Annotated in this window: 22 protein-coding genes; 8 read left to right on the top strand and 14 right to left on the bottom strand. The window is 49.9% G+C overall.

Translation table 11 applies throughout. The features are described from left to right. On the top strand, positions 1 to 2,184 hold a 2,184-nt coding region (locus tag ACOZB4_RS26660; protein ID WP_422759701.1), incomplete at its 5' end, for a WIAG-tail domain. Positions 2,185 to 2,273: 89 nt separating this feature from the next. Here ACOZB4_RS26660 and ACOZB4_RS26655 read toward each other — a convergent pair. From ACOZB4_RS26655 to ACOZB4_RS26635, 5 genes are all read right to left on the bottom strand, one after another. Continuing rightward, entirely contained in the window at positions 2,274 to 3,023 is a 750-nt protein-coding gene (locus ACOZB4_RS26655) for an ABC transporter permease (protein WP_215163258.1), read from the bottom strand. Continuing rightward, positions 3,024 to 3,785 (bottom strand): ABC transporter ATP-binding protein, encoded by a 762-nt coding sequence (locus ACOZB4_RS26650; RefSeq protein ID WP_076322210.1) that lies wholly within the window; start codon positions 3,783 to 3,785, stop codon positions 3,024 to 3,026. Between the two features lie 169 nt (positions 3,786 to 3,954). Further along, a complete protein-coding gene (locus ACOZB4_RS26645) occupies positions 3,955 to 4,296 on the bottom strand; it encodes a DUF1048 domain-containing protein (protein ID WP_215163257.1) in 342 nt (113 codons plus the stop codon). Positions 4,297 to 4,366: 70 nt separating this feature from the next. Beyond that, a complete protein-coding gene (locus ACOZB4_RS26640; RefSeq protein ID WP_076322212.1) occupies positions 4,367 to 4,687 on the bottom strand; it encodes a PadR family transcriptional regulator in 321 nt (106 codons plus the stop codon). A 354-nt stretch (positions 4,688 to 5,041) separates the two neighbouring features. Beyond that, positions 5,042 to 6,292, bottom strand: a complete 1,251-nt coding sequence (locus ACOZB4_RS26635; protein WP_379410484.1) for an MFS transporter — start codon at positions 6,290 to 6,292, stop codon at positions 5,042 to 5,044. Positions 6,293 to 6,621: 329 nt separating this feature from the next. Between ACOZB4_RS26635 and ACOZB4_RS26630 the strand changes: the two genes are divergently transcribed. Both ACOZB4_RS26630 and ACOZB4_RS26625 read left to right on the top strand, forming a co-directional pair. Then, positions 6,622 to 7,140, top strand: a complete 519-nt coding sequence (locus ACOZB4_RS26630; protein ID WP_379410486.1) for a sigma-70 family RNA polymerase sigma factor — start codon at positions 6,622 to 6,624, stop codon at positions 7,138 to 7,140. Beyond that, positions 7,137 to 7,985 carry a hypothetical protein gene (locus ACOZB4_RS26625; RefSeq protein ID WP_379410489.1) on the top strand — a complete coding sequence of 283 codons (849 nt, stop codon included), beginning with the start codon at positions 7,137 to 7,139 and terminating at the stop codon, positions 7,983 to 7,985. The genes ACOZB4_RS26630 and ACOZB4_RS26625 overlap by 4 nt, the downstream gene beginning before the upstream one ends. 124 nt (positions 7,986 to 8,109) lie before the next feature. Here the strand turns inward: ACOZB4_RS26625 and ACOZB4_RS26620 are convergent, their stop codons facing one another. From ACOZB4_RS26620 to ACOZB4_RS26610, 3 genes are all read right to left on the bottom strand, one after another. Continuing rightward, positions 8,110 to 9,171 (bottom strand): NAD(P)-dependent alcohol dehydrogenase, encoded by a 1,062-nt coding sequence (locus ACOZB4_RS26620; protein WP_379410495.1) that lies wholly within the window; start codon positions 9,169 to 9,171, stop codon positions 8,110 to 8,112. Positions 9,172 to 9,210: 39 nt separating this feature from the next. Beyond that, a complete protein-coding gene (locus ACOZB4_RS26615) occupies positions 9,211 to 10,887 on the bottom strand; it encodes a glycoside hydrolase family 13 protein (protein WP_379410505.1) in 1,677 nt (558 codons plus the stop codon). A 298-nt stretch (positions 10,888 to 11,185) separates the two neighbouring features. Then, positions 11,186 to 13,438, bottom strand: coding sequence for an ATP-binding cassette domain-containing protein (locus ACOZB4_RS26610; protein ID WP_379410516.1), 2,253 nt, complete (start codon positions 13,436 to 13,438; stop codon positions 11,186 to 11,188). Positions 13,439 to 13,726: 288 nt separating this feature from the next. On the opposite strand from ACOZB4_RS26610, the gene ACOZB4_RS26605 reads away from it, so the two are divergent. Continuing rightward, the gene (locus ACOZB4_RS26605) at positions 13,727 to 14,302 is read left to right on the top strand and encodes a 5' nucleotidase, NT5C type (RefSeq protein WP_379410518.1); all 576 of its coding nucleotides are present in this window, start codon (positions 13,727 to 13,729) and stop codon (positions 14,300 to 14,302) included. Beyond that, on the top strand, positions 14,303 to 14,533 hold the full coding sequence (locus tag ACOZB4_RS26600) for a hypothetical protein (RefSeq protein ID WP_071222107.1): 231 nt from the start codon (positions 14,303 to 14,305) through the stop codon (positions 14,531 to 14,533). Between the two features lie 50 nt (positions 14,534 to 14,583). Here the strand turns inward: ACOZB4_RS26600 and ACOZB4_RS26595 are convergent, their stop codons facing one another. The 5 genes from ACOZB4_RS26595 to ACOZB4_RS26575 form a co-directional block, all read right to left on the bottom strand. Next, positions 14,584 to 14,739, bottom strand: a complete 156-nt coding sequence (locus tag ACOZB4_RS26595; protein WP_006208027.1) for a hypothetical protein — start codon at positions 14,737 to 14,739, stop codon at positions 14,584 to 14,586. 190 nt (positions 14,740 to 14,929) lie between these two features. Further along, entirely contained in the window at positions 14,930 to 15,448 is a 519-nt protein-coding gene (locus ACOZB4_RS26590; RefSeq protein ID WP_379410524.1) for a DinB family protein, read from the bottom strand. A 113-nt stretch (positions 15,449 to 15,561) separates the two neighbouring features. Next, positions 15,562 to 15,861 (bottom strand): phage holin family protein, encoded by a 300-nt coding sequence (locus ACOZB4_RS26585; protein WP_379410527.1) that lies wholly within the window; start codon positions 15,859 to 15,861, stop codon positions 15,562 to 15,564. 334 nt (positions 15,862 to 16,195) lie between these two features. After that, positions 16,196 to 18,001 (bottom strand): ABC transporter ATP-binding protein, encoded by a 1,806-nt coding sequence (locus ACOZB4_RS26580; RefSeq protein ID WP_379410552.1) that lies wholly within the window; start codon positions 17,999 to 18,001, stop codon positions 16,196 to 16,198. Beyond that, the gene (locus ACOZB4_RS26575; protein ID WP_379410583.1) at positions 17,998 to 19,743 is read right to left on the bottom strand and encodes an ABC transporter ATP-binding protein; all 1,746 of its coding nucleotides are present in this window, start codon (positions 19,741 to 19,743) and stop codon (positions 17,998 to 18,000) included. The genes ACOZB4_RS26580 and ACOZB4_RS26575 overlap by 4 nt, the downstream gene beginning before the upstream one ends. A gap of 264 nt (positions 19,744 to 20,007) precedes the next feature. Between ACOZB4_RS26575 and ACOZB4_RS26570 the strand changes: the two genes are divergently transcribed. After that, entirely contained in the window at positions 20,008 to 20,340 is a 333-nt protein-coding gene (locus ACOZB4_RS26570) for a hypothetical protein (RefSeq protein ID WP_076322226.1), read from the top strand. 209 nt (positions 20,341 to 20,549) lie between these two features. On the opposite strand, the gene ACOZB4_RS26565 is transcribed toward ACOZB4_RS26570, so the two are convergent. Next, entirely contained in the window at positions 20,550 to 21,278 is a 729-nt protein-coding gene (locus tag ACOZB4_RS26565; RefSeq protein ID WP_379410619.1) for an N-acetylmuramoyl-L-alanine amidase, read from the bottom strand. A gap of 306 nt (positions 21,279 to 21,584) precedes the next feature. On the opposite strand from ACOZB4_RS26565, the gene ACOZB4_RS26560 reads away from it, so the two are divergent. Together ACOZB4_RS26560 and ACOZB4_RS26555 are read left to right on the top strand one after the other, a co-directional pair. Further along, a complete protein-coding gene (locus tag ACOZB4_RS26560; RefSeq protein ID WP_379410623.1) occupies positions 21,585 to 21,788 on the top strand; it encodes a hypothetical protein in 204 nt (67 codons plus the stop codon). A gap of 508 nt (positions 21,789 to 22,296) precedes the next feature. Next, positions 22,297 to 24,105, top strand: coding sequence for a LamG-like jellyroll fold domain-containing protein (locus tag ACOZB4_RS26555; RefSeq protein WP_379410628.1), 1,809 nt, complete (start codon positions 22,297 to 22,299; stop codon positions 24,103 to 24,105). Positions 24,106 to 24,243: the final 138 nt, after the last annotated feature.

The raw sequence follows: 24,243 nt of genomic DNA, 5'->3' as shown, positions 1-24,243 counted from the left end.
GTGCAGATTGCCGAAGGCTCACTGACTGGTGCGCAAATTGCTGACGGAGCCATCGGCAGACAACACCTAGGACCGGATGCCTTCGATAACTTCACCCTAGACGAAGGATCGGTGACCGGCAGCAACATTGCTAAGGATTCCATCACCGCCGAACACGTTGCGGATGGTTCGCTCACGGGCGTGCAGATTGCCGAAGGCTCACTGACTGGTGCGCAAATTGCTGACGGAGCCATCGGCAGACAACACCTAGGACCGGATGCCTTCGATAACTTCACTCTAGATGAGGGATCGGTAACCGGCAGCAACATTGCTAAGGATTCCATCACCGCCGAACACGTTGCGGATGGTTCGCTCACAGGCGTGCAGATTGCCGAAGGCTCACTGACTGGTGCGCAGATTGCCAACGGGGCGATCGGCAGCAAGCATCTCGGTCCGGATGCCTTCAACGACTTCTCGTTAGCCGATGGCTCCATTGACGGCAGCAAGATTGCTAATGCCTCCATCACTGGCGCTCACGTTGTAGATAGTTCGCTCACAGGCACGCAGATTGCCGACGGAACTATCGGCAGCCAGCACCTGGGACCAGATGCCTTCGATAACTTCACGTTAGCCGAAGGCTCCATTGACGGCAGCAAGATTGCTAAGGCCTCCATCACCAGCGCTCACGTCGCCGACGGGGCGATCGGCAGCAATCATCTCGGTCCGGATGTCTTCGATAACTTCTCGTTAGCCGATGGCTCCATTGACGGCAGCAAGATTGCGGAGGCTTCCATCACCGGCAAGCATGTTGCTGATGGCTCCCTGACTGGTGCGCAGATTGCCGACGGAACTATTAGCAGCAAGCACCTCGGACCGGATGTCTTCAACGACTTCTCGTTAGCCGAAGGTTCCATTGGCGGCAGCAAGATTGCTAAGGCCTCCATCACAGGATCGCACGTTGCTGACGGCTCCCTGACTGGTGCGCAGATTGCTGACGGAGCGATCGGCAGCAATCATCTCGGTCCGGATGCCTTCGATAACTTCTCGTTAGCCGATGGCTCCATTGACGGCAGCAAGATTGCGGAGGATTCCATCACTAGCGCGCACATTGTTGATGGCTCCCTGACTGGCGCACAAATTGCCGACGGAACTATCGGCAGCAAGCACCTCGGACCAGATGCTTTCAACAACTTCTCGTTAGCCGAAGGCTCTATAGACGGCAGCAAGATTGCGGAGGCTTCCATCACTGGATCGCACGTTGTAGATGGTTCGCTCACGGGCGCGCAAATTGCCGACGGAACTATTAGCAGCAAGCACCTCGGGCCAGATGCCTTCGATAACTTCTCGTTAGCTGATGGCTCCATTGACGGCAGCAAGATAGCTGAGGATTCCATCACCGGCAAGCATGTTGCTGACGGCTCCCTGACTGGTGCGCAGATTGCAGATGGAACTATTAGCAGCAAGCACCTCGGTCCGGATGCCTTCGATAACTTCACTCTAGATGAGGGATCAGTGACCGGCAGCAAGATAGCTGAGGATTCCATCACTAGCGCGCACATTGCTGATGGCTCCCTGACTGGTGCGCAGATTGCTGACGGAACTATTAGCAGCAAGCACCTCGGTCCGGATGCCTTCGATAACTTCTCGTTAGCCGATGGCTCCATTGACGGCAGCAAGATTGCGGATGCCTCCATCACCGGCGCTCACGTTGCCGACGCCTCACTCACAGGCGCGCAAATTGCCAATGGAACTATCGGCAGCAAGCACCTCGGACCAGATGCCTTCAACGACTTCACCTTAGCCGAAGGCTCCATTGATAGCGATAAGCTTGCAAACGGCGCCGTCACAAGCACCCATCTGGCCGAAGGAGCCGTTACCGGACAACAATTGGCTAAAGGCGCAGTAACGGCAGAACATTTATGCTTTACGCCAGTGCGCAGCACACCTGGCCAGCCGAAGCTGCAGCAATTCGGCATGACGCCATTTGTATTTGGAGCTGAGGCGTTAACCGAGGTAACCGTCCAATTCGAGGAAGCTTTTGCTGGGATCAACTATATCATTGTGGGGATGAGCAACAATCCTGGCTTCCAAATCTCCCTGAAATCCCAGCGCGAGGATACCGCCGTCCTTGAAGTGAGCCGCCAGCCTAACTGCAATCTCGCCTATGGTTTCATGTCCTGGATTGCGATCGGTCCTTCACGGTAACACCATAGCATTCCAAAAGAGGCCCTCCCCTGGGTAACACGGGAGGGCCTCTTTTACGTCAATTTCTCCACATTCCCAGAATGGTGTACTTACCCTAACTGGCGTTTAAATGTTTTACTGGCGAAGAAGTAAGCGATGACCATGATGCCAACGCACCAGGCAAGCGCGATCCAGATATCGTTGCCAACCGTCCCTTCATATAAGAGGGCACGAATCGCATTCACGATTGAAGTCACGGGCTGGTTCTCAGCAAACGCACGGACAATTTTAGGCATGGTTTCGGTGGGGACAAAGGCCGAACTAATAAACGGCAGGAAAATTAGCGGGTACGAGTAGGCTGTCGCCCCTTCCATAGACCCTGCTGTCAATCCGGGAATGACCGCCAGCCATGTCAGCGCCAGCGTAAACAACCCGAGTATCCCAGCTACCGCGAGCCAATCCAGGATATCGGCGCCGGAGCGGAAGCCCATCAAGAGCGCGACGAGGAAAACCACCACGACAGTAAGCGCATTGGAAACAAGTGAGGTCAATACGTGGGCCCACAATACCGACGAGCGCTTGATCGGCATGGTAATGAAACGCGCCATCAACCCACTCTTTACATCCGTAAACAGCCGCAAGGAAGTGTAAGCAACGCCGGATGCGATAGCCATCAGCAAAATTCCCGGCAATAAATAATTGACGTAATTGTCCGTACCTGTCTCTATGGCGCCGCCAAATACGTAGACAAACAGCAGCATCATCATAATCGGCGTAATCGCCACCGTGATAATTGTGTCCGGGCTGCGCATGATGTTGCGCATTAAACGCCCTAGTAACACCCCTGTTTTGCTTTTCATTTACATCGCCTCCTTGTTGCCGATGATCGCGAGGAAAATTTCCTCCAATGTCGGCTGCTTCTCGATGTACTCCACTTTGGCTGGCGGGAACATCTCTTTGAGTTCGGTAAGGGTACCGGTCGTGATGATTTTTCCGCCATGCAGAATGGCGATACGGTCCGCCAGTTGTTCGGCTTCCTCCAGGTACTGGGTCGTCAGCAAGATGGTCGTGCCGCCGCCGGCAAGCTCCTTGACGGTATTCCAGACCTCAATCCGCGCTTCGGGGTCAAGCCCTGTCGTCGGTTCGTCGAGAAAAATGACGGCTGGTGTCCCGATCAGGCTCATGGCGATGTCAAGCCGGCGCTTCATCCCGCCGGAATATTTATCTGCCCGGCGGCTAGCCGCATCGGTCAGGCTGAATCTTGCAAGCAGATCGTCGGCGACTTGAGCTGGATTGGAAACTCCCCGCATCTTGGCAATCATCATCAGGTTTTCCCGCCCGGTAAGCATGCCGTCTAAAGCCGCGAACTGCCCTGTCAGGCTGATGCTCTGGCGAACATGATCCGGTTGACGCTGGACGTCAAAGCCGCAAATACCTACTTGGCCGCCATCGAGCTTCATCAGCGTTGAGAGAATGTTGACTGTCGTTGTCTTGCCTGCTCCATTTGAGCCCAGCAGCGCGAAAATTTCCCCACGCCGCACTTCAAAATCCACCCCCTTTAAGACTTCCTTGTCTTTAAAGGATTTTTTTAACCCTTTTACAGAAATCGCTGCATTCCTCATATTTTTTCCTCCTCATAATTAGCGCCTTGCGGAGCTAGGTTGCCTGCACCCAACTATTTAGTAATACTGATAATCTGTATAACTTACTACCGGGTTAAAAATTAACTGAATAGCGAAGGTGGCAATTCACATTAGTAACCAGCTAATCAGTCGGTATGATCTATTGAATTTATTTTTTACCCAATCGGTTCATGATACTCTGATTCAAATCTTCCCGATACTTGGCTACATAGGTTTTAGCGTTTGCTACTAGTTCGTCAGCAAAGGACGCCACGTCTTCCCCGGTGATTTCCAGCACTTGTCTGCCTTCAGCTGCTCCGGCTTCGAACAACTCGATTAATTCATACTGCATGTGCAGCATATCCATCCCGTTGCCCGCTGAGAAATTCCACATGTAGTTTTGAATTTTCTTAAATACAAACTGGTAGTCCTCAGGCAGGGCTTCAACCCGTGCCATCATCATTTTGTACTCTTTTTTATCACCAATCATTTTTTTGAATATTTCCAACATATAATTTTCCTCCTTTTATATAAAGCGGAACAAGGCACTCCAAAAATATCGGACGGAATATCTTATGAGGCTAGATTGACTTCAAGACGTTGATTTTTGATGATAAGAAATCCCACCTTTCCCAAAACGATTCAAGCTCCTGGCGGCCAGCCTCATTAAGTGAGTAAAACTTGCGCGGAGGCCCCATGTCTGACGGTTTCTTTTCAATGTTCACCAGCTTTTTCTTTTCTAACCGCACGAGTATGGTGTAGACCGTTCCTTCCACGACTTCGGTAAACCCAAGCTCGTTCAGACGGCGGGTAATCTCGTAACCATAGGTTTCACGGCGGCTGATGATTTCCAGCACACAGCCTTCCAGCGAACCCTTCAGCATTTCAGTTAAATTTTCCATATTCGAAAGCCTCCTCTATTTCGCCCTCCCCTACTTAGTATTACCTATATTCAGTATAACATAGTACCGAAGGAAATTTTTACTTAATAGCATTTGGAAAAACACACTATTAAGTATTACTCATTACACGTACATTGTAATACTGAGTAGCAGGGAGTGTCAACAACTTCTTTAAAATATTTTTTCAACCTCATTGTTCAGTGATGTCGGTATTCAGTGTGACCTACTACGGGTATATCGTAATACGTAGTAGATGGATTATCAACCGGATTTCCAAATATTTTCAAACCAGTATCGCCCCGCGATTTATGCATGCAAAAAAGACGAGCTTTAAGCTCGCCTTTTGTTTATTGATTATTCGATGCCGATCCGTCCTTGTTCAAGCCCCTCCCCTAACTCCGGCAATCTCGTTCGTATCCGTAATGCGTAACATCCCGAGATGAACAATACCGTGGCCGCGATGATGTACGTAGCCCGAACGCCGAATTCATCGGTTATGAACCCAAACAACAGGGTGGATAATCCGAATACCAGCGAAACAAGCGCGCTTTGAGCTGCGTACACTTTTGGCAATACATGGACAGATACGCCCCGCTGCAGTGTAGTCTGAAGCGAGACTGCCTTAAGCTGTTCAAAAACGCCGAAGCCTGCCGAGAACACCAGGGCCATCCAAGGCACCGAGGTCAATCCAAAACCGAACGTCATGATACTAATGCCGAAGGAAGAGCAGATGACGAACTTGCGGATGTTGCGGTCGATCAGCCCCGCGTTTTTCATTCCAAACAGTCCACCCAGCATGAGTCCCAGGAAAAAGCTTGCGTTGATATATCCCCACCATGCCTCCTCCCTGTGCAGCACATCGGCTACATACACGTAGATGGTCGCTGCGATCCAAATCACGCCCGCCATCGTCTCCAATACATAAATCACATGAATTGCCCGAAGAGAAGGCTGTTTCCAAATGAGTGTCCAGCCTTCCTGAATGGAGCGCCAATTCGAAACGCGAGCCTTCTCTTTCTGTTCCTGGGTGGATTCATGCCGATCCTCTATAAGCTTCATGAAGACTGCGGCGGCGAGGGTTAGGGCAAAGGTCAGCCATATTACGTTGCTTCCGCCCAAGACTACGACCAGCAGTCCCCCAACGGCCCAGCCTCCCAGTTGAATTAGCTGATCCACGATGGCAACAAAGCTATTCGCTTTCGTCAGCTCGGTGGCATCCACCAGACGCGGCAGCATGGCATGGCTTGCAGGTGCAGCCCAACCATCAAGCAAAGAGATGAGGAATACGAATCCGAGGATCGCATAGACCGTCACCTCCTGCTCTCCCAGCACATAGTAGGTCATTAACAATAGGAACAACACGGCCGTTTTCCCGATTTGCGACAAAGCAAGCAGCGACTTGAGGCTGTATTTATCCATCAACACGGGCGCAAAGCTCCCGCTTATAAACCGTGCCATCGTCGTGACAAAAGGTATCATGGCCATCAACATGGCGGATCCCGTAATCCCATAGATAATTGCCATCAGGCCGACAATGTAAAACAAGTCGCCGCTATTGGCGAGCGCCTGACCTATCCAGAGATACCGAAAAGATTTCCTCTTCATCTTTCTACCCCAGTTCTGTATTTAGTTGTGTTGGTTAGGGTAGAAAAACCTACATGTTCTGGCCTCCGTACATTTTATATGGTCTTAATATAGTAACACCGTTAAAGACTTCTGTTAAGTTAACGGATTAATTTTTTCAAGCGAATCAGATGGCATATCTCACCAACCGCAACTTTTTTTATCCCTGGCTAAAACTATTTGGCCCGCTCCACGGTCTAATGATCAGTCAAGCGCACTCAAGTACTTGAGCATGATCCAACCCATTAAACCAGGAATAGATCAAAACGAATTCGTGCCATGACATAAAATACTAGCGCTAGTAGTTAGGAGTGAGTGAACTGAGAGCGAAAGAGTCGAAGCCAAAACAGTTCAGTGAAAATATTGAGAAATGCAAAAGCAAGTTATACCGGGTGGCCTATTGCTATGTCAAAAATGAGCAGGAGGCACTCGATATCGTCTCCGAGGCAACCTATAAGGGATTTCTCGCTTACGAGCGAATGAACACGCCGCAGTATTTTGAGTCCTGGATGACCCGGATTGTCATTAACGCTGCCATCGACCATCTCGGTCGCAAGAAGCGGGTAACTTATATGGAGGACCAAACGCAAGACTATGCAGCCGCAGAGCATACCCTACCGCTGGAAGAGAAAATGGATTTATATGATGCGCTGGACAGACTGATGCCAGAAGAGAAAACCTATATTATTCTGAAGTTTTTTGAGGACCTGCGCTTTCGAGAAATGGCGGAAGTGCTGTCATTGTCCGAAAACACGGTCAAGACCAGATTCTACCGCATTATCGGAAAATTAAAATCGTATTTAATCGAGGGAGAGGTCGATAATCTATGACAGGAAAAGAACGCTACGAACACATTGAGATCCCTGCCCAGCTAACCGATGTTATGACCGCAGCACAGAAAAAGGCGGCTGCCCGCAAACGATCCATGCGCTTGACGAGATATTCGTCCGTTGTTGCAGCTGCCATTGCCGTACTATTCGTGGTCAACATCCCGACGGTGGCAAACGCCTTAGCCAAAGTCCCCGTGGTGGGCAGCATCGTTCAGGTTCTGCAGTTCGGGGGCGGAGGCGAGCGGACCGACGGCGTTACCGTGGGTACGGAAGCTTCCGAGGACGTGATTAAGATTCAATTTGATCAGGAAGGCAAGTCCGTTTCCAGTGTCCCGTCCTACACCGTGGATCATCGGGATGCACCAAACCGTCTGATCTTCACGTTTAACGGTGTACGAAACTTTGATTATGAAACCCTCAGGAAAGACATGCTGGCCCTGCCGCTGGTGAAGGATGTCTATGAAAATGTGATTTTGGATGACTCGGCCATGCGTTTTGTCGTTGAACTGAAGGATGGCGTGAAGCATACCGTATCCGAATATAAAGACCCCGGCTATATTGAGCTGAAGCTCACTTCGACCGGCGAGCCGGTAAACCCGCGCGAGGTCTTCTATATCCGCAGTGAAGCCATGCCACAAGGGGAATCCCTTGCTATTCTTGAAGAGATTTATATGGAAGACGACGTGACCTTCATTAAGACCGCTGGCGGTGACTTCATCGCGGTCATCGGCGGGTTCGATTCCCGTGAGGAAGCCGAGCAAAAGCTTGGTGAAATTTCGGCTCGCGACAGCTACAGCGATGATCTGCATATCGACAGCTGGATGAGCAATGAACGCCCGAACTAACCTGGATTATGAAAAGGCACCGCTCCGACAAGTGTTGGAGTGGTGCCTTTTTTATGATGATCAATGACGTTTTTTGGGCAATATTGAACATGCCGGTCTCGCGGCTCTCCCGGCTACAACCATATTATGCGGTTGAATGAGGATAGATCATGACTTTTACGCTGGTGTCCTTGTGCGTGCGAGCAAGCTCTACAGCTTCCTCGATCTGATCCAAGGAAAACTGGTGGGTGATGATATCGCGTATGCGGCTGCCCTTGTTTTGCAGCATCTGTATAGCCGCCGGGTACGTGTTCGCGTAGCGGAACACGCCGTATACATCCAGCTCGGCGTCAACCAAAGCGCCGATATCCACCGGGATGGCATCCTTTGTCGGCAGACCTACATACACGATCCGGCCTCCGCGGTTCACATAACCGATTGAATCAGCGATGGCACCGGCGTTGCCCGACGTTTCAATAATAAGATCAATCCCTTTGCCGCCCGTAAGTTCCTTCAACCGCTGCGGAACGGATTCATTCATCGGATTGATCACGCCGGAGGCTTCCATCTGAAGGGCCAAATTACGCCGGTATTCCACGACGTCACTGCCATATACCTGAGAAGCTCCGGACATTTTAGCCGCCTCCATAGCAAGCAGGCCAATCGGCCCCAGGCCGAGAACCAGCACCCGGTCCTCCGGGTGCATACGCCCGCGGCGTACGGCATGAAGTCCTACGGACAGCGGTTCAAGCAAAGCGCCTTCCTCAAAGGACATTTCATCCGGCAGCCGGAACAGGAAGTCGCTTCGCACCGCGACGTATTCGGCCCAAGCTCCGTCAACCGGTGGGGTGGCCATAAATACAACATCCGGACACAGGTTGTAACGTCCGCTTTTACAATAAGAGCAGCGCCCGCACGTAACGCCCGGTTCCACGGCCACGCGGTCACCGGCGGAGACATTTCTCACCTTCTCCCCCGTCCTTACGACAACGCCGGCAAGCTCATGTCCCAGAATCAACGGTTCCTTCACCTCATATCTGCCAATCCGTCCATGCTCATAGTAATGCACATCCGAACCGCATATGCCGATGCAATACACTTGAATCAAGGCTTCATCCGGCTTTGGCTCCGGAATGGGAACCTGCTTCACCCCAATGGATAAAGGGCGTTCAAGAACGGCGGCAGACATCATGTTTGGTTGTGACAAGCTGCATTCACCTCTCATCTCAAGAAATCGCTTACGAACTTAGTTTACACGATAAACTATCGCTTCATAAGGGTGTAGAGCGAATTCGCCGAAACTTCGCTCCGAGCGCTTGTAGTTCGAGAGTACAACTTCCGGTTGATGCTCACGCCACTCGACAGGGAATTGAAAATCCGGTGTTCCGCTATAGAAGTTGAGTACGACCAAGTACATCTCGTTCCCGAGCGACCTGGAATAGGCGAATATTTCCGGATGCTCCTGAAGCACCGCTTCATAGGTTCCGTAGATCAACGCCTCACTGGATTTGCGCAGACGAATCAAGGCCTTATAGTAATTGAGAATGGAATCGGGATCATTTAACTGCTGCTTCACGTTGATCTCATGATAATTCGGATTGCAGCGGATCCACGGCACAACCGTGGAAAAGCCGCCATAAAGCGTGTCATCCCATTGCATCGGCGTTCTTGCATTGTCCCTTGCCCGGTACGCGATTCTGCGCATCGTCTCGGACACGTCCTTCCCGTCCAACAGCCGCTCGCGGTAATAGTTGTAGATCTCCACGTCTCGATAATCGCTCAGCTCCGCAAACTCAACATTCGTCATTCCGATTTCCTGCCCCTGGTAAAGAAACGGCGTCCCCTGCATCAGCATAAAAAAAGTAGCCAGCATCTTGGCCGATTCCTTATGATAGTGGACCGGATCGCCAAAACGGGATACGGAGCGCGGTTGATCATGATTCTCCATATAGAGGGCATTCCAGCCCACGCCTTCAAGTCCCGTCTGCCATTTATGCATGATCTGCTTCAATTCGGCCAAGTCCCAGATCGCATAATCCCAGCGCCCTTCGAGTCCGAAATCAAGATTGACATGCTCAAATTGAAAAATCATGTTCAAGGCCCCGTTCTCTTCCCCGATCCATCGGTCTGCTTCCGATATCGGAATGCCACTCGCTTCGCCAACCGTCATAATGTCATAATGGGCGAACGCTTCGCGTTTGAATTGTTGAAGAAAATCATGGATGCCCGCTATATTCCGATGTCCCGGATTCGAGTCGACATATCGAAGATGATTCGGATTGGGCATATCCGGCAAACCCGGCTGCTTCTTAATATGGGTGATCGCATCCACGCGGAAACCGTCAATCCCTTTATCGAGCCACCAACGGATCATCCTGACCAGATCATCCCTGACCGCAGAATTCTCCATATTTAAATCAGGCTGCTTCTTGGAATAGAGGTGGAGATAATATTGATCCGTTAACTCGTCATATTCCCAAGCGGAACCGGTAAAGATGGATTCCCAATTGTTCGGCTCGGCCCCATCCCTCGCATCCCGCCAGATGTAGTAATCCCGCTTCGGATTAGTCCTTGAGGAACGGGATTCAATAAACCACGGATGTTCATCCGAGGTGTGATTGAGCACCAGATCCATAATAAGGCGCATGCCGCGGTTATGGATTTCGGCCAGCAGTTGATCGAAGTCGGCCATGGATCCAAACTCCGTCATAATATCCTGATAATCACTGATATCGTAACCGTTGTCACTATTGGATGATCGATAGATGGGGCATACCCATATAACATCAATCCCGAGATCCTTCAAATAATCCAGGCGTGATATAACCCCTTGCAGATCCCCGATGCCGTCTTCATTCGAATCCATAAAACTGCGTGGATAGATCTCGTAAGCAACGGCTTCTTTCCACCATACTTTCTGCATTGTCGTATCCCCCATTTACAATAAAGATGCTGCTTATTAGGATTGCAGACCGAGTCATTACACGTACTTCATTAACCAACTTAGTCTGTCGCAGCATACAGTATTGCCGTTTAAGCGATCATATAAGCCTAACAACCATAGAATAGCCGTGCCGCGGGGATATGCGGCACGGCCACTATAAAGTCCACTATGAAACAACTACGGAAATGAATTCGTGCCTGCTCCATGTAACATACTGCATGGGTTTGGTCAGACCCCGATAAGGACCCGCCATTCACTCCACTTCTTTGATCTCCCGCTAACCCCGTACATACTTTGCAGTCAGCGATTGTTCCGCCATGATCAGTTCAGCAGGCGTTCCTTCGAACATGACCCTGCCTCCCCTGCTGCCGCCCTCGGGTCCAAGATCGATGATCCAATCCGCCTGACGGATTACATCCAGATTGTGCTCGATCACGATCACCGAGCTGCCGTTATCGACGAGCCGATTCATCATGTCCAGCAAATGCCCGACATCCGACATATGCAGCCCCGTTGTCGGCTCGTCCATCACGTAGATCTTTCCCTGTCTGTGCAGCTCGCTGGCCAGCTTGATGCGCTGGCTTTCGCCCCCGGACAGGGTGCTTAGCGGCTGTCCGAGCGTTAGATAGTGCAAGCCGACATCGTGCAGGGCCTCCAGCCGCCGTCTGATTTCTTTTTTCTCGAAAAAATCGAGTGCCTGCAGCACCGTCATATCCAGTACGTCGGTAATCATTTTTCCATGGAGTTTATACTGCAGCACATCATCCTTAAAGCGCCTGCCATCACAGGTGTCGCACGGAGACTTGATGCCTTCCATAAACGCCAGGTCCGTATAGATGAACCCGAGACCGTGGCAGTCGGGACAGGCTCCTTTGGAATTGAAGCTGAACAGGGATGGACTCTGATCGTTAGCTTTGGCAAACATGCTCCGGATGTCATCCATGATCCCCGTATAGGTAGCAGGATTGGAACGAATCGAGGTGCTGACGGCGGACTGGTCGATGACGACAGCCTCGGGATGCTGGGACAGGAAGGCATGATGAATCAGCGAGCTCTTGCCTGACCCCGCTACGCCCGTGACCACGGTTAACACGCCTTCCGGGATATCCACCGTTACATTTTTCAGGTTATGATGACTGGCATTGGCAATCCGCATTTGTCCTGTCGGTACCCGGAACTGTTCTTTCATCGGCATGCAGCGTTTCATATACTGCCCGGTTAACGTAGAGTCTTGGCTGCACAGCTGCTCAACCGTACCCTCGAAGACAACTTCCCCTCCCCGGGTACCTGCATTCGGTCCCACATCCACCACATGGTCGGCAATTTCAATCACGTCGCGGTCATGCTCCACGACCAGCACCGTGTTGCCCTTGTCACGAAGCTTCCTGAGCATGTCGTTCAGGCGGTGAACATCCCGAGGATGCAAACCAACGCTCGGCTCATCAAAAACATACATCATGTCCGTCAGACTGCTGCCCAGATGCCTAACCATCTTCACCCGCTGCGATTCACCTCCGGAGAGCGTGGTCGTCTCCCGATTCAGCGTTAAGTAATCCAGCCCCATATCCATCAAGTGCTGCAGCCGCTCGGCCAAACTGGCCACCATACTGGCAGCCACAGGCTCCTTGATATTCAGGATGACCTCTCTTAACTCCCCAATCTCCATGGCCGCACACTCGGCGATATTATACCCGTTGATTCTGCAGCTTAATGCCGCTTGACTGAGCCGTGTCCCCTCGCATAACGGGCATGTGCCATGCGTAATAAAATTTTTGACGTGATTTAAGGTGCGTTCGGACAATTCACTGCTGTCTCTCTGGATATACAGCCGGTTGAACTTCAACACGAGACCTTCGAAGTCAGACTGTACCGGTCCACCCTTGGACGGAAACGTCACCTTTCCCTCCTTGCCGTATAGGAAGAGATCCCATTCCGCTTCCGAATAGTCGGCCAGCTTCTTATCGTTATCAAAGAAACCGGACATGGTGTAATTTTTCATATACCAGCTATCCACTGAGAAAATAGGAAATCGGACTGCTCCCTCATTCAAAGATTTGCTCGTATCCAGCAGTTTATTTAGATCCAGCTCGACCTTCCTGCCGATACCTTGACATTCCGGACACATGCCTTGCGGGTCGTTAAAAGAAAAGACGTTGGAGTATCCCGCAAATGGCTGTCCCACCCTGGAAAACAACAGACGGAGTATGGCGTACAGATCCGTGATTGTGCCTAGCGTGGACCGTGAATTGCCCCCCAGACGCTTCTGGTCGATGACGATGGCCGTCGACAAGTTCTCGATCGAATCGACGTCCGGCTGGCTATGCCGTGGAAGTCGGTTACGAACAAAAGCGGTAAACGTCTCATTCAGCAATCGCTGAGCTTCCGAACTGATGGTATCAAACACGATGGACGATTTGCCCGAGCCAGATACGCCGGTAAAGACCGTGATTTTCCGTTTTGGAATTTGCAGCGAAACATTCTTCAGGTTATTCTCCCTGGCTCCACGTATGTTGATATATTCTTGCGCCATGGCCGCTCCTCCCTTATACCCTGTAGTGTTCCTATTATAAAAGGGCAATCATGACATGTACTGTCATAATGGGTGAAGGTCTCTATTATTAAGTTATTCCCGCAACCGGTAAATATCAGGAAGGTTGTTGACCGTATTAATGCTATACTTAGTTTATAAGAGTTTGGGGAGATAAAATGTTACACCCTCCCATTTTTGATTCCGGTTTGCCAATAAGCATCCTGTCCCTTACAATTACGGAACATCATCGTTTCTTAGAATTCATGTTTACAGGAGAGTAATGACGATATGAGCAAAAAAATAGTCGCCATCGATATGGATGATACCATCTGCCATCTCATACCCAAGGCCATTCACTATCACAATCTGCAGTACAAAGATCCTCAGCTGACGCTGGATCAGATTACCGATTATAATCTGCACCAAATCTGGCATCCTGACTGCTCAGAAGAGTCTTTCTTCGGAAAGCCGGGCTTATATGAAGAACTTGAAATATTTGATGAATATACGATTGACGAAGTCCACAGAATGACGCATGATTATGACGTTATCGTTGTTACCGCAGCCCGTCCCTCCTCGGTGCCCGAGAAGTGGAGATGGCTGCAGCGGCATATGCCTTTTATTCCGTTCGAGAATTTTTTCGTGGCCAAGCGCAAGGATTTAGTCGAATTCGATCTTCTGATTGACGATGGTCCCCATAATGCGATTGCCGCCAGAAAAGCCGGAAAGCAAACCATTCTGATTCCGCGTCCGTGGAACGCGCATATTCAGGATGAATTTATTCTGAAGGATTCCTGGAAGGGAATGAACGAGTTAGTTGACCGTATTTTATCTGATTCTAACCATCAAGGGGATATGAAATAAATGAATACAGACCGCAATAGTCGGTACCTATCGCAAGACATCCATTTTTTCGCGGCCGCACTGTCGGAAACGGTAGTTTCCGTATGGGAAGAGGATCCCGCAAGCGTATACGTGGAGATCGAGCGAGGTTACATTGAATGCTATACACCGGATGTCGTCCGCATCCGCAACGAAGAGACAGGTTATCTGACACACTACAGCCGTGACACCGCTATGTTTCAACGGATGTAATAGATAAAGGCCGCTTCCCTTGCCGGGAGGCGGCCCTTTTATTACTTAAATCATCTTTTAGCTGACAGAACAAGAAACAGGGTTGCGAGCGGGCCTAACAAGAGGGACAGCAGAAACCAGTTTAATCCCGTTCTGTTTTTTCCTTGAGCCAATCCGGCATTAATTAATGCCAGCGTTCCCCATCCCACGTAAAATTCATTATTCATCCTATCTCCTCCGATACCGTGCTCTTTATCTGCTTATTACGTTTTGACATGCTGAATCGTTGCAGGATATACAAAAAAGAGCAAGGAAAGCTCCCTGCCCTGGGCAATTTTAACATGTATAGCAGCAGCCTCAAAAGGCTCCGGCTTTAGCCGCGAAGGCCCCAGTCTCACTTGAGTGGACAATCGATCCTTATGCGTGTTCCAACTCTCTTAACAGCTGAAATATCTGTCCCCGATGATGGGATTCATGCTCAATCAGATGATAGATGACCCATTCGGGCGTTACATCGTACGGTTCCAGTTGTCTGACTCGCCTCCAGTCCGAGAGGTCCATGCCTTTGAAATGGGCAAGCAATTCATGACGTACTCTCTGCATGCGGTGAAGGTGTTCCTCCAATGACTGATCCGGCACTTCAGAAAGACTATTATCCTCGGTACGGTGATCCCAGGGAAAGCAGGTCTTTATTTTCGGGTCCCAAGCGGATTCAAGCACCTCGGCGTACAGCCAGTCCGCTTCAATGTAAGCGATATGGTACAACAGTGAACCGATCGACTGCCGACCGTCCACCTTATGGTTCAAAAACTCATGCCGAATCCCTTCCAGCCGTCTCAATATCGTTTGCCGCACATCTTCAAGTCCCCATATCCACCGGCCGATCTCCGGCTCAAACCCAGGCAATGCCTCAACCGTCAACGTTTTCCTCTGCAAATCTTCACGCTCCCTTACATCATCTCATGAACCTAAGAATAACAGGCTCAAGCGGCAGACTGCCAGGTAAAGTTCGGTTTAGGCAAAAACCACCCTGGGTCATTGAGCCGTTCTTACTTCTTTCTAGTCGCAATCGCCTCTGCTGTTTGTTTAACGGCCTGATGCCCGAATACCGCAAACGCCCCTGCGAGTATGCCTTGAATGATATTTTCCACGCTCCAGCCGATCAAGCCGGTTGTGAACAGAACCGATACGACTATAACCAGATATACAATGCTCCAATTCGGAACCTTGGGGGTTTGCTTCAGCACATATCCGATTACCCAACAGGCAGCAACGACCATGAAGAGCCGCGGGTCAATCAATTGAAAAATGACGCTCCATTCCATGGTAAACCCACCCTTTCCATTCATCTTCTACATCCTATTCCTCGAGCCTATCGATTGGCTTGTATTTATATCCTTATTCTCGTAAGTAAAATAATAGAATCTGCAAAATGGAATTTTCGATAGGTTTGACGATGAGCGGACGCAGCACAAATCGCGGTATTCCTGGGTGGAGGAAATACGCAGTGAGTATCCAATATGAATGGCGCGGTTCTTCATTTAGAGCTTCCCCTGATATATCAGAATATATGGCCCGTTATTTTCCATTCATATTATATAAAAAAAGGCAGCCTCCATACCAACGGAAGCTGCCTTGCTCGAAACCTGTTCTAACATCCCCAATTCCAAACCAAACTTAATGTTATACCTTGCTAACCTCAACTCTATCCTCTACGGGGGCCTGAGCCTCGACAGCGGACTGCTCACCCTGCCATAACAGCTGCATCTCTTCGCTCGTGGCGAGCAGCGCAGACAAGCTGCCCTCCGCTTCGATCCGGCCATCCTTCATGACGATGATATGTTCGGCCTTCGAAAGGGCTGCCCTGCGATGCGATACCGCGATGCAAGTGACGCCCTGCTCCTTGAACAACCCATCCCATACCAGCTGCTCCGTCTCCACGTCCAGCGCGCTGGACAGATCATCAAAAATGAATAAATCCGCGCCCGTAATCAGCATGCGTGCCGTAGCCGCCCGCTGGATTTGTCCGCCCGACAGCATAACGCCCCTCGGACCGACCAACGTCTCCAGTCCCTGATCCAGATTCTCGATATCCTTCTCCATGACGGCCAGACGGATGGCCCTCTCCAGAGCTTCCTCCGTCCGCTCTTTCTTCCCTTGAACAATGTTCTCTCTCAAGGGATCACTAAACAGCCTAGGAACCTGCGGTGTATACGCCGCCCGAGGAGGCATAAGGAAGGTTGCTGGATCCACCTCTTCCCCGTTCCAGCGGATCGTCCCTTCCTGCTTCGGCAGCAGACCCAGCAATGTCCGGACAAGCGTCGATTTCCCCGCTCCGATTCGTCCTGTCACCACCAGGAACTTGCCGCGCTCCAAGCGGAAATTAATATCCGATATGCCATTCTCCGAATTCGGATAATGATATGATAAATTCTTGACTTCCAGCTCCTGCAGCTTCTCCCCCGGTTCTCTGTGAATGACGGGCAGTTCCGGCGGCTCTTCGTTCAGATACGTTTCCCGTGCCTCAATAATCCGGTCTTCCTCACCAGGACGGAACAGCGAGCGCATCCGGTCAAAGGAAACCTTCAGCCGCTTGTGCTGGAACACCATATACCCGAACAAGGAAATACTGAAGCCGATATTAGCCAGGTAAGACGTAAACAAAGCGAAATCCCCGACGGTAAAATGCCCGGCCTGCATTTCAGCAGCGCACATCAGCAGAATTAGTCCCGTACAGATGCTAAGCACATGCTGATTCAAGGATCGCATCCATTGTTTGAACAGATTATCCTTCAGCGCTGCCTGCCGGCGGTCTTCGTTCAGCTTCATGAAGCGCTCATGAACATGATCCTCGGCCTGCCCGAGCTTCAAGGCTTGAACCGCACCGAAGGTTTCCGCGATAAAGCTGGTAATGCGCCCCGTAGCTTCCCGGTTCTTTAGCCCGTAACGACGCGCGCGGTTGCCGGACAGATTGTTCAGGAGCGTGACCACTACGAGCGGCAGCACGGCCACCAGCATGATCTTCCAGTTAATGCTTGCCATAATGACTACGGATACGAGGGCAAAAACGAGGCGCCCCCAGAAATCCACCCAGGATTCCACGTATTCCACAACTTCTTCCACGTCATCGCGGAAGCGACTCATCGCCTCCCCTGGAGAAGCCGGCAAATTCCGCCCCGGCCAGCGCATGATCCCAGCCAGCATGTTCGTGCGCAGAATGGCCTGAATGTGGTAAATATACGTTACCCATTGATAAAAGGCCGCAAAGAACGTCCCCACCCGCGCAACCCTTACTACGGCAATGAAGATCAAAGGAACGGCTAGCCATACATAATCCGTCGAATTCGATGTAGCCCGGTCAAAAAACCACTGCATCCCAAGCCCGATCAATAGCGGCAAGGAATGAAATATGCACCACAACAGACCGTTGAATAAAAATAATGAAGGCTTGAAACGAAATAGGCGCCCTATAAAACCTGTGATGGTCATGCCAGTTCCTCCTCTCTGCCTGTGATCAGCAGTCTGGCATAATGCGATGCCGGATCTTGTGCAAGTGCTTCCCGTGCTCCGAATTCCAGAATTCGTCCGTCACCCAGCACCATAATTTTATCTACCTGCTCCAGCGTAGCCAGCCGGTGCGCGATGATGATGCCCGTACAACTGCTCATCAGCTGATCCACGGCCGTCTGCAGCATCATTTCCGTTGCGGCGTCTAGGCGTGAGGACGGTTCATCCAGAATCACCAGGCTCGGCTGTGTCAAAAATACCCGGGTTAAAGCGAATAGCTGCGCTTCCCCCGCGGATAGCGATGCTCCGCCTGTTGTCAGATGCGTATCCAGACCTTCCGGCTGCGCATCGATCCATTGCCGAAGTCCCAGACGCTCCGTCGTTTCCAGAATAAATGCATTCGACACGCCGTTATCGAACAACGTCAGGTTGTCACGCAGCGAGCCATCAAACAGCTGTACATCCTGCGTGACCATCCCCACCCGGCGGTAAAGCGCAGGCAGCTTCAGCTTCGTGATATCGGTCCCCCCAACGCGGATCACACCGCTGTCGATGTTATACAGTCGAAGCAGAATACGGCTGAGACTCGACTTTCCGCTGCCGGTACGTCCGATAATACCCAGGCGTTCGCCTGGTTTGACCTCAAAGTTGATGTCTTTTAGCACCGGTTTATCCTCGTTATAACTGAAGTTGACGCCCTCAAATTCCAAACCGAGCGCTCCCTCCGGAAGCTCTTCTTGTTCTCCGTCTACAATCTCGCTCTTATTGGACAGCAGCTCTCTGGAACGCAGCATGCCGGATTTTGCCTTTTGGAACTCCTGCACCTGGTCACCCAGCATTTCAATCGGGTCATTCAGCATCTGCGTATATTGATAGATTAGGAAGAGGGTCCCTAGCGTAATTTCACCGATCAAATAATAACGAACCCCTAGTAGCAGGACAGCGGTAACTGCAAGGGCAAACAGAATCACCGTGGTATTCCAAGGGACGACGCGAAGCATCCAGGCTTTTCTTCCTTTCAGGAACACGCTGCGCATCATGCGATGAAACCGATTCATCACATACGGCACATTTCCGTTCGCCTGTACATCCTCAATGCCAGCGATGCGTTCCTCAATTAAGCCAAACAGCGAAGCGCTGGCTTCCCGTTCATTCTTCGAAGAATTGACGCCCATATTCCGGATGAACACCATGAACAAAATAGACAGCAGTGTAAACACCGTCATGACGATCGCGATCGGCAGATTGACTGTGAACATAAATCCTAGTATGCCGGCGAGCAGCACAAAACTTCCGATAACCTGCACGATGAACATCGCAAAGAAGTTCGAAATATTCGTCACGTCGCCATCAACCCGCTCAATCATCTCGCCTGGCGTTTTCACATTATGAAATCGCATATCCAGCCGCAAGCAATGCTTCAAAAGATCGCCGCGAAGCCGGTTCGTGGCGCGCCATGAAATATCGTTCCCCATATAGCTGACAGCCACGGTAATCAGCTGATTAAAAACAGCCACGACCAGAAACAATCCCGCCAGTTGAATCAGCGTGGCTATAACGCCGCCTTCGGCTGCCGTGTCAATAAACCGTTTGACAATCTGCGGATTCAGAAGCTGCAAGCCTGTCGACGTCAGCAGCATCATGATCAGCAGTATCAGCCGTCCTTTAACCGGTTTTAAATACCGCAGCAGCCATGACATTGAAACCTTTTCTTGTTTGGGCACAGTGCCCACCCCCATATGCAAGCAAGTATGTACAGACCTCCATCTCCCCATAAAGCAAGGCATGGCGGCAGTAAATCATTACCAGTCTACATGATATCCACAGTCATTCCTAGGTAAAGAATAATTATAATATGATGTAAATCCCTTCTCCTCCTCTATAAAACTAGCAAGTCAATACCCGCTTCAAAAAAAAGCGAATCCAATAATTCAGCATACTCGTATATGTATAATAGAGTGACGTGCAACTTTTTGGAGGTGGGCATAATGAATACTGGGATCAGTGGATTAGACGGACTGGATGAACAGAAGCTATCAGAAATTCGCGAAAATGCCGCAAGGCTCTCGGACATGAAACAAGAAGTGCCCGTGGAAGAACTGTTCTCGGAATCATTTATTCAAAGACATACCAAGTTTTCTTCAATCGGTCACTTGCTGAAAGCCGCAGGTTATGAGGGAAGCACAGATGAAGAGTTTGACGAATTCATACAAGGACATACGATTAACCCATTTATCGTTGAACATACCCCATTTCGCAGCTGGCAGGATTTTCAGGAGTTAGCCGTATCCGCTTATATCACGAAATGGCTGGGATTCTAAATATTCAATCAGAAATCCGCCTGTACGCAGGCGAGGGAAGATAACCAAAGAAGCCCCTCTAACCGATGTTAGAGGGGCTTCTGATATATTTTTTAAGGGGTGCTTTTATCTTATGCTCCAAATATTAATGGAAGCTTAAATTATGATTAAAGGGACATAAATTGTTCGACGCGGCACAAATAGCCCGTTCTTTTATAATAATCGGGTGTTTATTCGGTTGTAACTGTAGCCGTTTTGGTCTTGTTATCCCAGACAACCTTGGCGCCTAACGCCTCACCGATAGCCCGAAGCGGCACATAGGTCACGCCATTCTCAAGCTTGCCGTCCGCGATCTGCTTCCCGTTTACAATGACATGTACCTTATCCTCCACCGTAACGCCCCCCTCTTTCTTCTGAAGTCCCAAAGATTTAGCAATGCCATTCACATGACCGATCGCAATAGAATCAATCACATCCTGCCGTTTAAGCTTGGCTGCATCTGCCGCCACATCGATAAACAGGTTTTCGGTTAAGACAGCAGGCATCTTAGCTTCACGGACCATATGCAGATTAGCGGCCTTCTGCCCCCGATCGATGACACCGAAGGATTTAATGGTACTCATGATTTCCGCGTGCATAACGTTCTGCAATCTTACCGAAGCCGAGCTTGCCGAGGTATATCGATATGACTCAAAGCCCCCAGCACCGCCACCCGCGTTACAATGGATGCTAACTAGGATATCGGCGCCAGCAGCGTTTGCCTTATGGGTCCGTTCAGCCAATTCAAGGAACACATCTGAGGATCGGGAGAGTAGTACTTGGACATCGCCATATTCCGCTTCCAATCGTTTCTTCACAGCAAGAGACACCGCTAATACGATTTCCTTCTCCTGCAGGTCGTTTCCGGTTGCTCCGGAATCCTTCCCGCCATGCCCTGCGTCAATCCAAACCTTTTTCACGATCATTCACCGCCTTTGTAGGTTGTTGAATAGCCCGGTGATCCATTACAGCGAAGGCAACTGCGGCAATTGCTTCCAACTAATGTTTCAATGGTTATATTAGGCAAGCAACTGTAAGTCCTACTGCAAGGACGAGTATATATATAAGATACTCCTGTTTAGCACATTCGGTGTTTGCTTGTGCCTAAATTGAGCGGCCTAGATCGGTTTCTAGTCACCTTTTGAGTTTAGATACGAGCCCTGCATTTTACATTTAATGGAACCTAAAATTGGGATTTGCGTATTGTCTGTTAAGGGGTTGATTCTATGTTTACCATGTTCGTCGGTGCCATTAATATCTGGCTTGGTCTATTAATATTCAGAAATCCTGAAGAAATGGCAATCCGCATGAATCGGGATGAATACCATGAAATAGATGATAATGATATATTAAAAATGCAGTTTCTCGGAGTATTTGTTGTTGGTTTTGGTGTTATTTTAGCTCTTTTAGGGTTATCTACTTTTTTCTAACTTGTAATATGTATTACTCGCATTTAACTTTTTCATTAAGCCATTGATGAGGGGCTGGTTATATGTCTGGGTTTACACTTATCCTGTTCGCTGTTGTTTTTCTAATACGTGGTCTATTGAGGATACGCAAACCCACATGGGGTTCGTTATATAAGAGTTGGCAGGTAAAACACGAGTCTGAGCCAAGCTCGGACTACATTCAATATATCAAATCCAGTGGGCTTCCCTAGATTGTTCTAGGATCCCTTTTTCTAGTGTTAGGCATTCTCCTTATGATTCTTTGAACACTCCTTTATAGCTTAGTGGCCGGGTGCTCGCGATTCCCGTAATCGATATACTGCCAATTGGTTCACACTGGAAGCCGCCGGTGGCTGACCGCCAACGGCAATTTAATCAGCACAGACCATTCCCCATACTTTACACAAATCCGTTTCTCTCCTAACATCCCGGTAATACATATTCCGTACAATGTCCCTATCACATTACATCGATGAAGGGATATGACAGAATGAAAAAGAAATTTAAGAAATTGCTCGCGCTGCTGTTGCCAGCGACGATGATTGCGGGGCTGCTGTCGGGCTTTCAAGCGTCCGCAAGTCCGGCCACTTCACCAGATAGCGACAATAGCTTCAAAATGGCCATACTGCCGGATACGCAAAAGTATGCGCGTTACAAAAACGAGCTTTGGCTGTCGCAAACGAATTGGATCGCAAAAAACGCGAAAAAAGAAAATATTGTGTTCACCGCACATTTAGGCGATTTGGTCGATCGCGCCGATGAAGAATACGAATGGCGCAACGCCGACGAGGCGATGAAAGTATTCGATAAAGCCAAGCTTCCATACGGTTTTTTGGCAGGAAACCATGATGTGCTCAACTCGCAGCAATACGACAACGAACGGGATTTGGCCAAGGAACCGTTTTTGAACTATTTTTCGACAGATCGGATGAAAAACATCCCGGGTTTTACCGGCCATTCGGAGGACGGATTTAATTCCTACTATATTTTTGAAGGGTCCGGGAAAAAGTACATGGCACTCTTTCTGGATTGGAGAGCATCCGAAGAGACGTTGAAGTGGGCGCAAAAGGCAATCGACAAACATCCTACGTACCCGGTCATGGTGTTCACCCACCAACTGCTGAACATTTCCAACGACAAAAAATCAGCCGTCATGACAGATCACGGGCAATTTCTATGGGACAAGCTGATCGCGAAAAACGATCAAATCTTCCTCACCGTAAACGGTCATCATCATGGCTATGCTCATACGGTCAAGAAAAACAACAAAGGTCACGACGTCATTATGATGGTCGTTGATTATCAGAGCGCCTTTCACGGCGGCAACGGAATGTTACGAACGCTTGAATTCGACATGGAGAAAAACCGCATTCATACATCCTCCTTCTCCCCATGGGTCATGGGATTGCCGGAGGAACAAAGAACCGCGTTTGATGAGGAGAAATTAGTAGACGATTTTAACGATTTTACAGTCGCGATGGATTTTGAAGAACGGTTCTCCGGGTTCCAGCCCATCATTTCCGTCAATAAAGAAGTGCCAAAAGTAGAAGGTACGGTCGCTTACTGGCAAATGGACAACCGTTTGGCCGCTGAAGGGCAAGCTGTGACAGGCAAGGGAGCGGCGGTCAAAGATCTTTCCGGCAAAGGCAACGATTTGTACCGTATCGACGAAGGTGACGCCAAGCCAGGCGATCTGATCTGGTACAAAGGAAATGCGCAAAATCCCCAAAGCAATTCGGGCATTCGCTTTTTCAACAACAAGTCGCAAAAGAAAGGCTCGTATTTGAAAACATCCGATCAAGCGCCTATCAATGCACTGACATTCCCGAACGGATATACGATTGAAGCGGTCGTGAAGCTCGGGCCTGACTTTGACGCCGACAAGCATTCCTGGATGGGCATTCTGGGCCGGTACGGCACCGGACAAGACGTCGGCAAGAAAGAAGGTGACGCCGACGCTCCGCTAGCAACGTTGGCTGTGTCAAGCTTACGGGAAATTCAATGGGCGTCCTTCCCGCTCAATTACAGAAGCGAGCAAACGAGTTGGTCGTGGGAAATGGACGACAGCTGGCACCATATCGCGCTGGTCAACGACGGGCAATCGACAAAGATGTATATCGACGGCGTAGAAGTACTGCGCAATCCCGACACAAAGCTGCAGGGCATCGCCACGACCGGCAAACCGTGGATCATCGGCGCGAGCCAATATGCCAATAAGCTGGACGGCGTATTTAACGGATGGATCAGCGAAATTCGTATCGTCGATCATGCGCTGAACAAGAAAGATTTCTTACAATAGTTAGACATGCGCAAGCGCCGGAATGATTCCCGGCGCTTGAAGCGCTACCTGCTTGCTTTTATGATGATTTCATCTTCCAGATATTTTTGAATGACTTCTGCTGAGATGATCAATGGTTCCTGATTTGGGTAGAAAATT

Origin of the sequence: Paenibacillus sp. NPDC058898, assembly GCF_049316025.1 — a bacterium.
Classification (GTDB): Bacteria; Bacillota; Bacilli; order Paenibacillales; family Paenibacillaceae; genus Paenibacillus_AQ.
The sequence above is the reverse complement of the archived record's forward strand: the minus strand, read 5'-3'. Positions and strand labels throughout refer to the sequence as shown.

Bases quoted from the DNA above. Each gene is read 5' to 3' on its own strand.
- ACOZB4_RS26655 (WP_215163258.1), bottom strand. From the start codon at position 3,023: ATGAAAAGCAAAACAGGGGTGTTACTAGGGCGTTTAATGCGCAACATC.
- ACOZB4_RS26650 (WP_076322210.1), bottom strand. From the start codon at position 3,785: ATGAGGAATGCAGCGATTTCTGTAAAAGGGTTAAAAAAATCCTTTAAA.
- ACOZB4_RS26645 (WP_215163257.1), bottom strand. From the start codon at position 4,296: ATGTTGGAAATATTCAAAAAAATGATTGGTGATAAAAAAGAGTACAAA.
- ACOZB4_RS26640 (WP_076322212.1), bottom strand. From the start codon at position 4,687: ATGGAAAATTTAACTGAAATGCTGAAGGGTTCGCTGGAAGGCTGTGTG.
- ACOZB4_RS26635 (WP_379410484.1), bottom strand. From the start codon at position 6,292: ATGAAGAGGAAATCTTTTCGGTATCTCTGGATAGGTCAGGCGCTCGCC.
- ACOZB4_RS26625 (WP_379410489.1), top strand. From the start codon at position 7,137: ATGACAGGAAAAGAACGCTACGAACACATTGAGATCCCTGCCCAGCTA.
- ACOZB4_RS26615 (WP_379410505.1), bottom strand. From the start codon at position 10,887: ATGCAGAAAGTATGGTGGAAAGAAGCCGTTGCTTACGAGATCTATCCA.
- ACOZB4_RS26610 (WP_379410516.1), bottom strand. From the start codon at position 13,438: ATGGCGCAAGAATATATCAACATACGTGGAGCCAGGGAGAATAACCTG.
- ACOZB4_RS26605 (WP_379410518.1), top strand. From the start codon at position 13,727: ATGAGCAAAAAAATAGTCGCCATCGATATGGATGATACCATCTGCCAT.
- ACOZB4_RS26600 (WP_071222107.1), top strand. From the start codon at position 14,303: ATGAATACAGACCGCAATAGTCGGTACCTATCGCAAGACATCCATTTT.
- ACOZB4_RS26595 (WP_006208027.1), bottom strand. From the start codon at position 14,739: ATGAATAATGAATTTTACGTGGGATGGGGAACGCTGGCATTAATTAAT.
- ACOZB4_RS26585 (WP_379410527.1), bottom strand. From the start codon at position 15,861: ATGAATGGAAAGGGTGGGTTTACCATGGAATGGAGCGTCATTTTTCAA.
- ACOZB4_RS26580 (WP_379410552.1), bottom strand. From the start codon at position 18,001: ATGACCATCACAGGTTTTATAGGGCGCCTATTTCGTTTCAAGCCTTCA.
- ACOZB4_RS26570 (WP_076322226.1), top strand. From the start codon at position 20,008: ATGAATACTGGGATCAGTGGATTAGACGGACTGGATGAACAGAAGCTA.
- ACOZB4_RS26560 (WP_379410623.1), top strand. From the start codon at position 21,585: ATGTTTACCATGTTCGTCGGTGCCATTAATATCTGGCTTGGTCTATTA.
- ACOZB4_RS26555 (WP_379410628.1), top strand. From the start codon at position 22,297: ATGAAAAAGAAATTTAAGAAATTGCTCGCGCTGCTGTTGCCAGCGACG.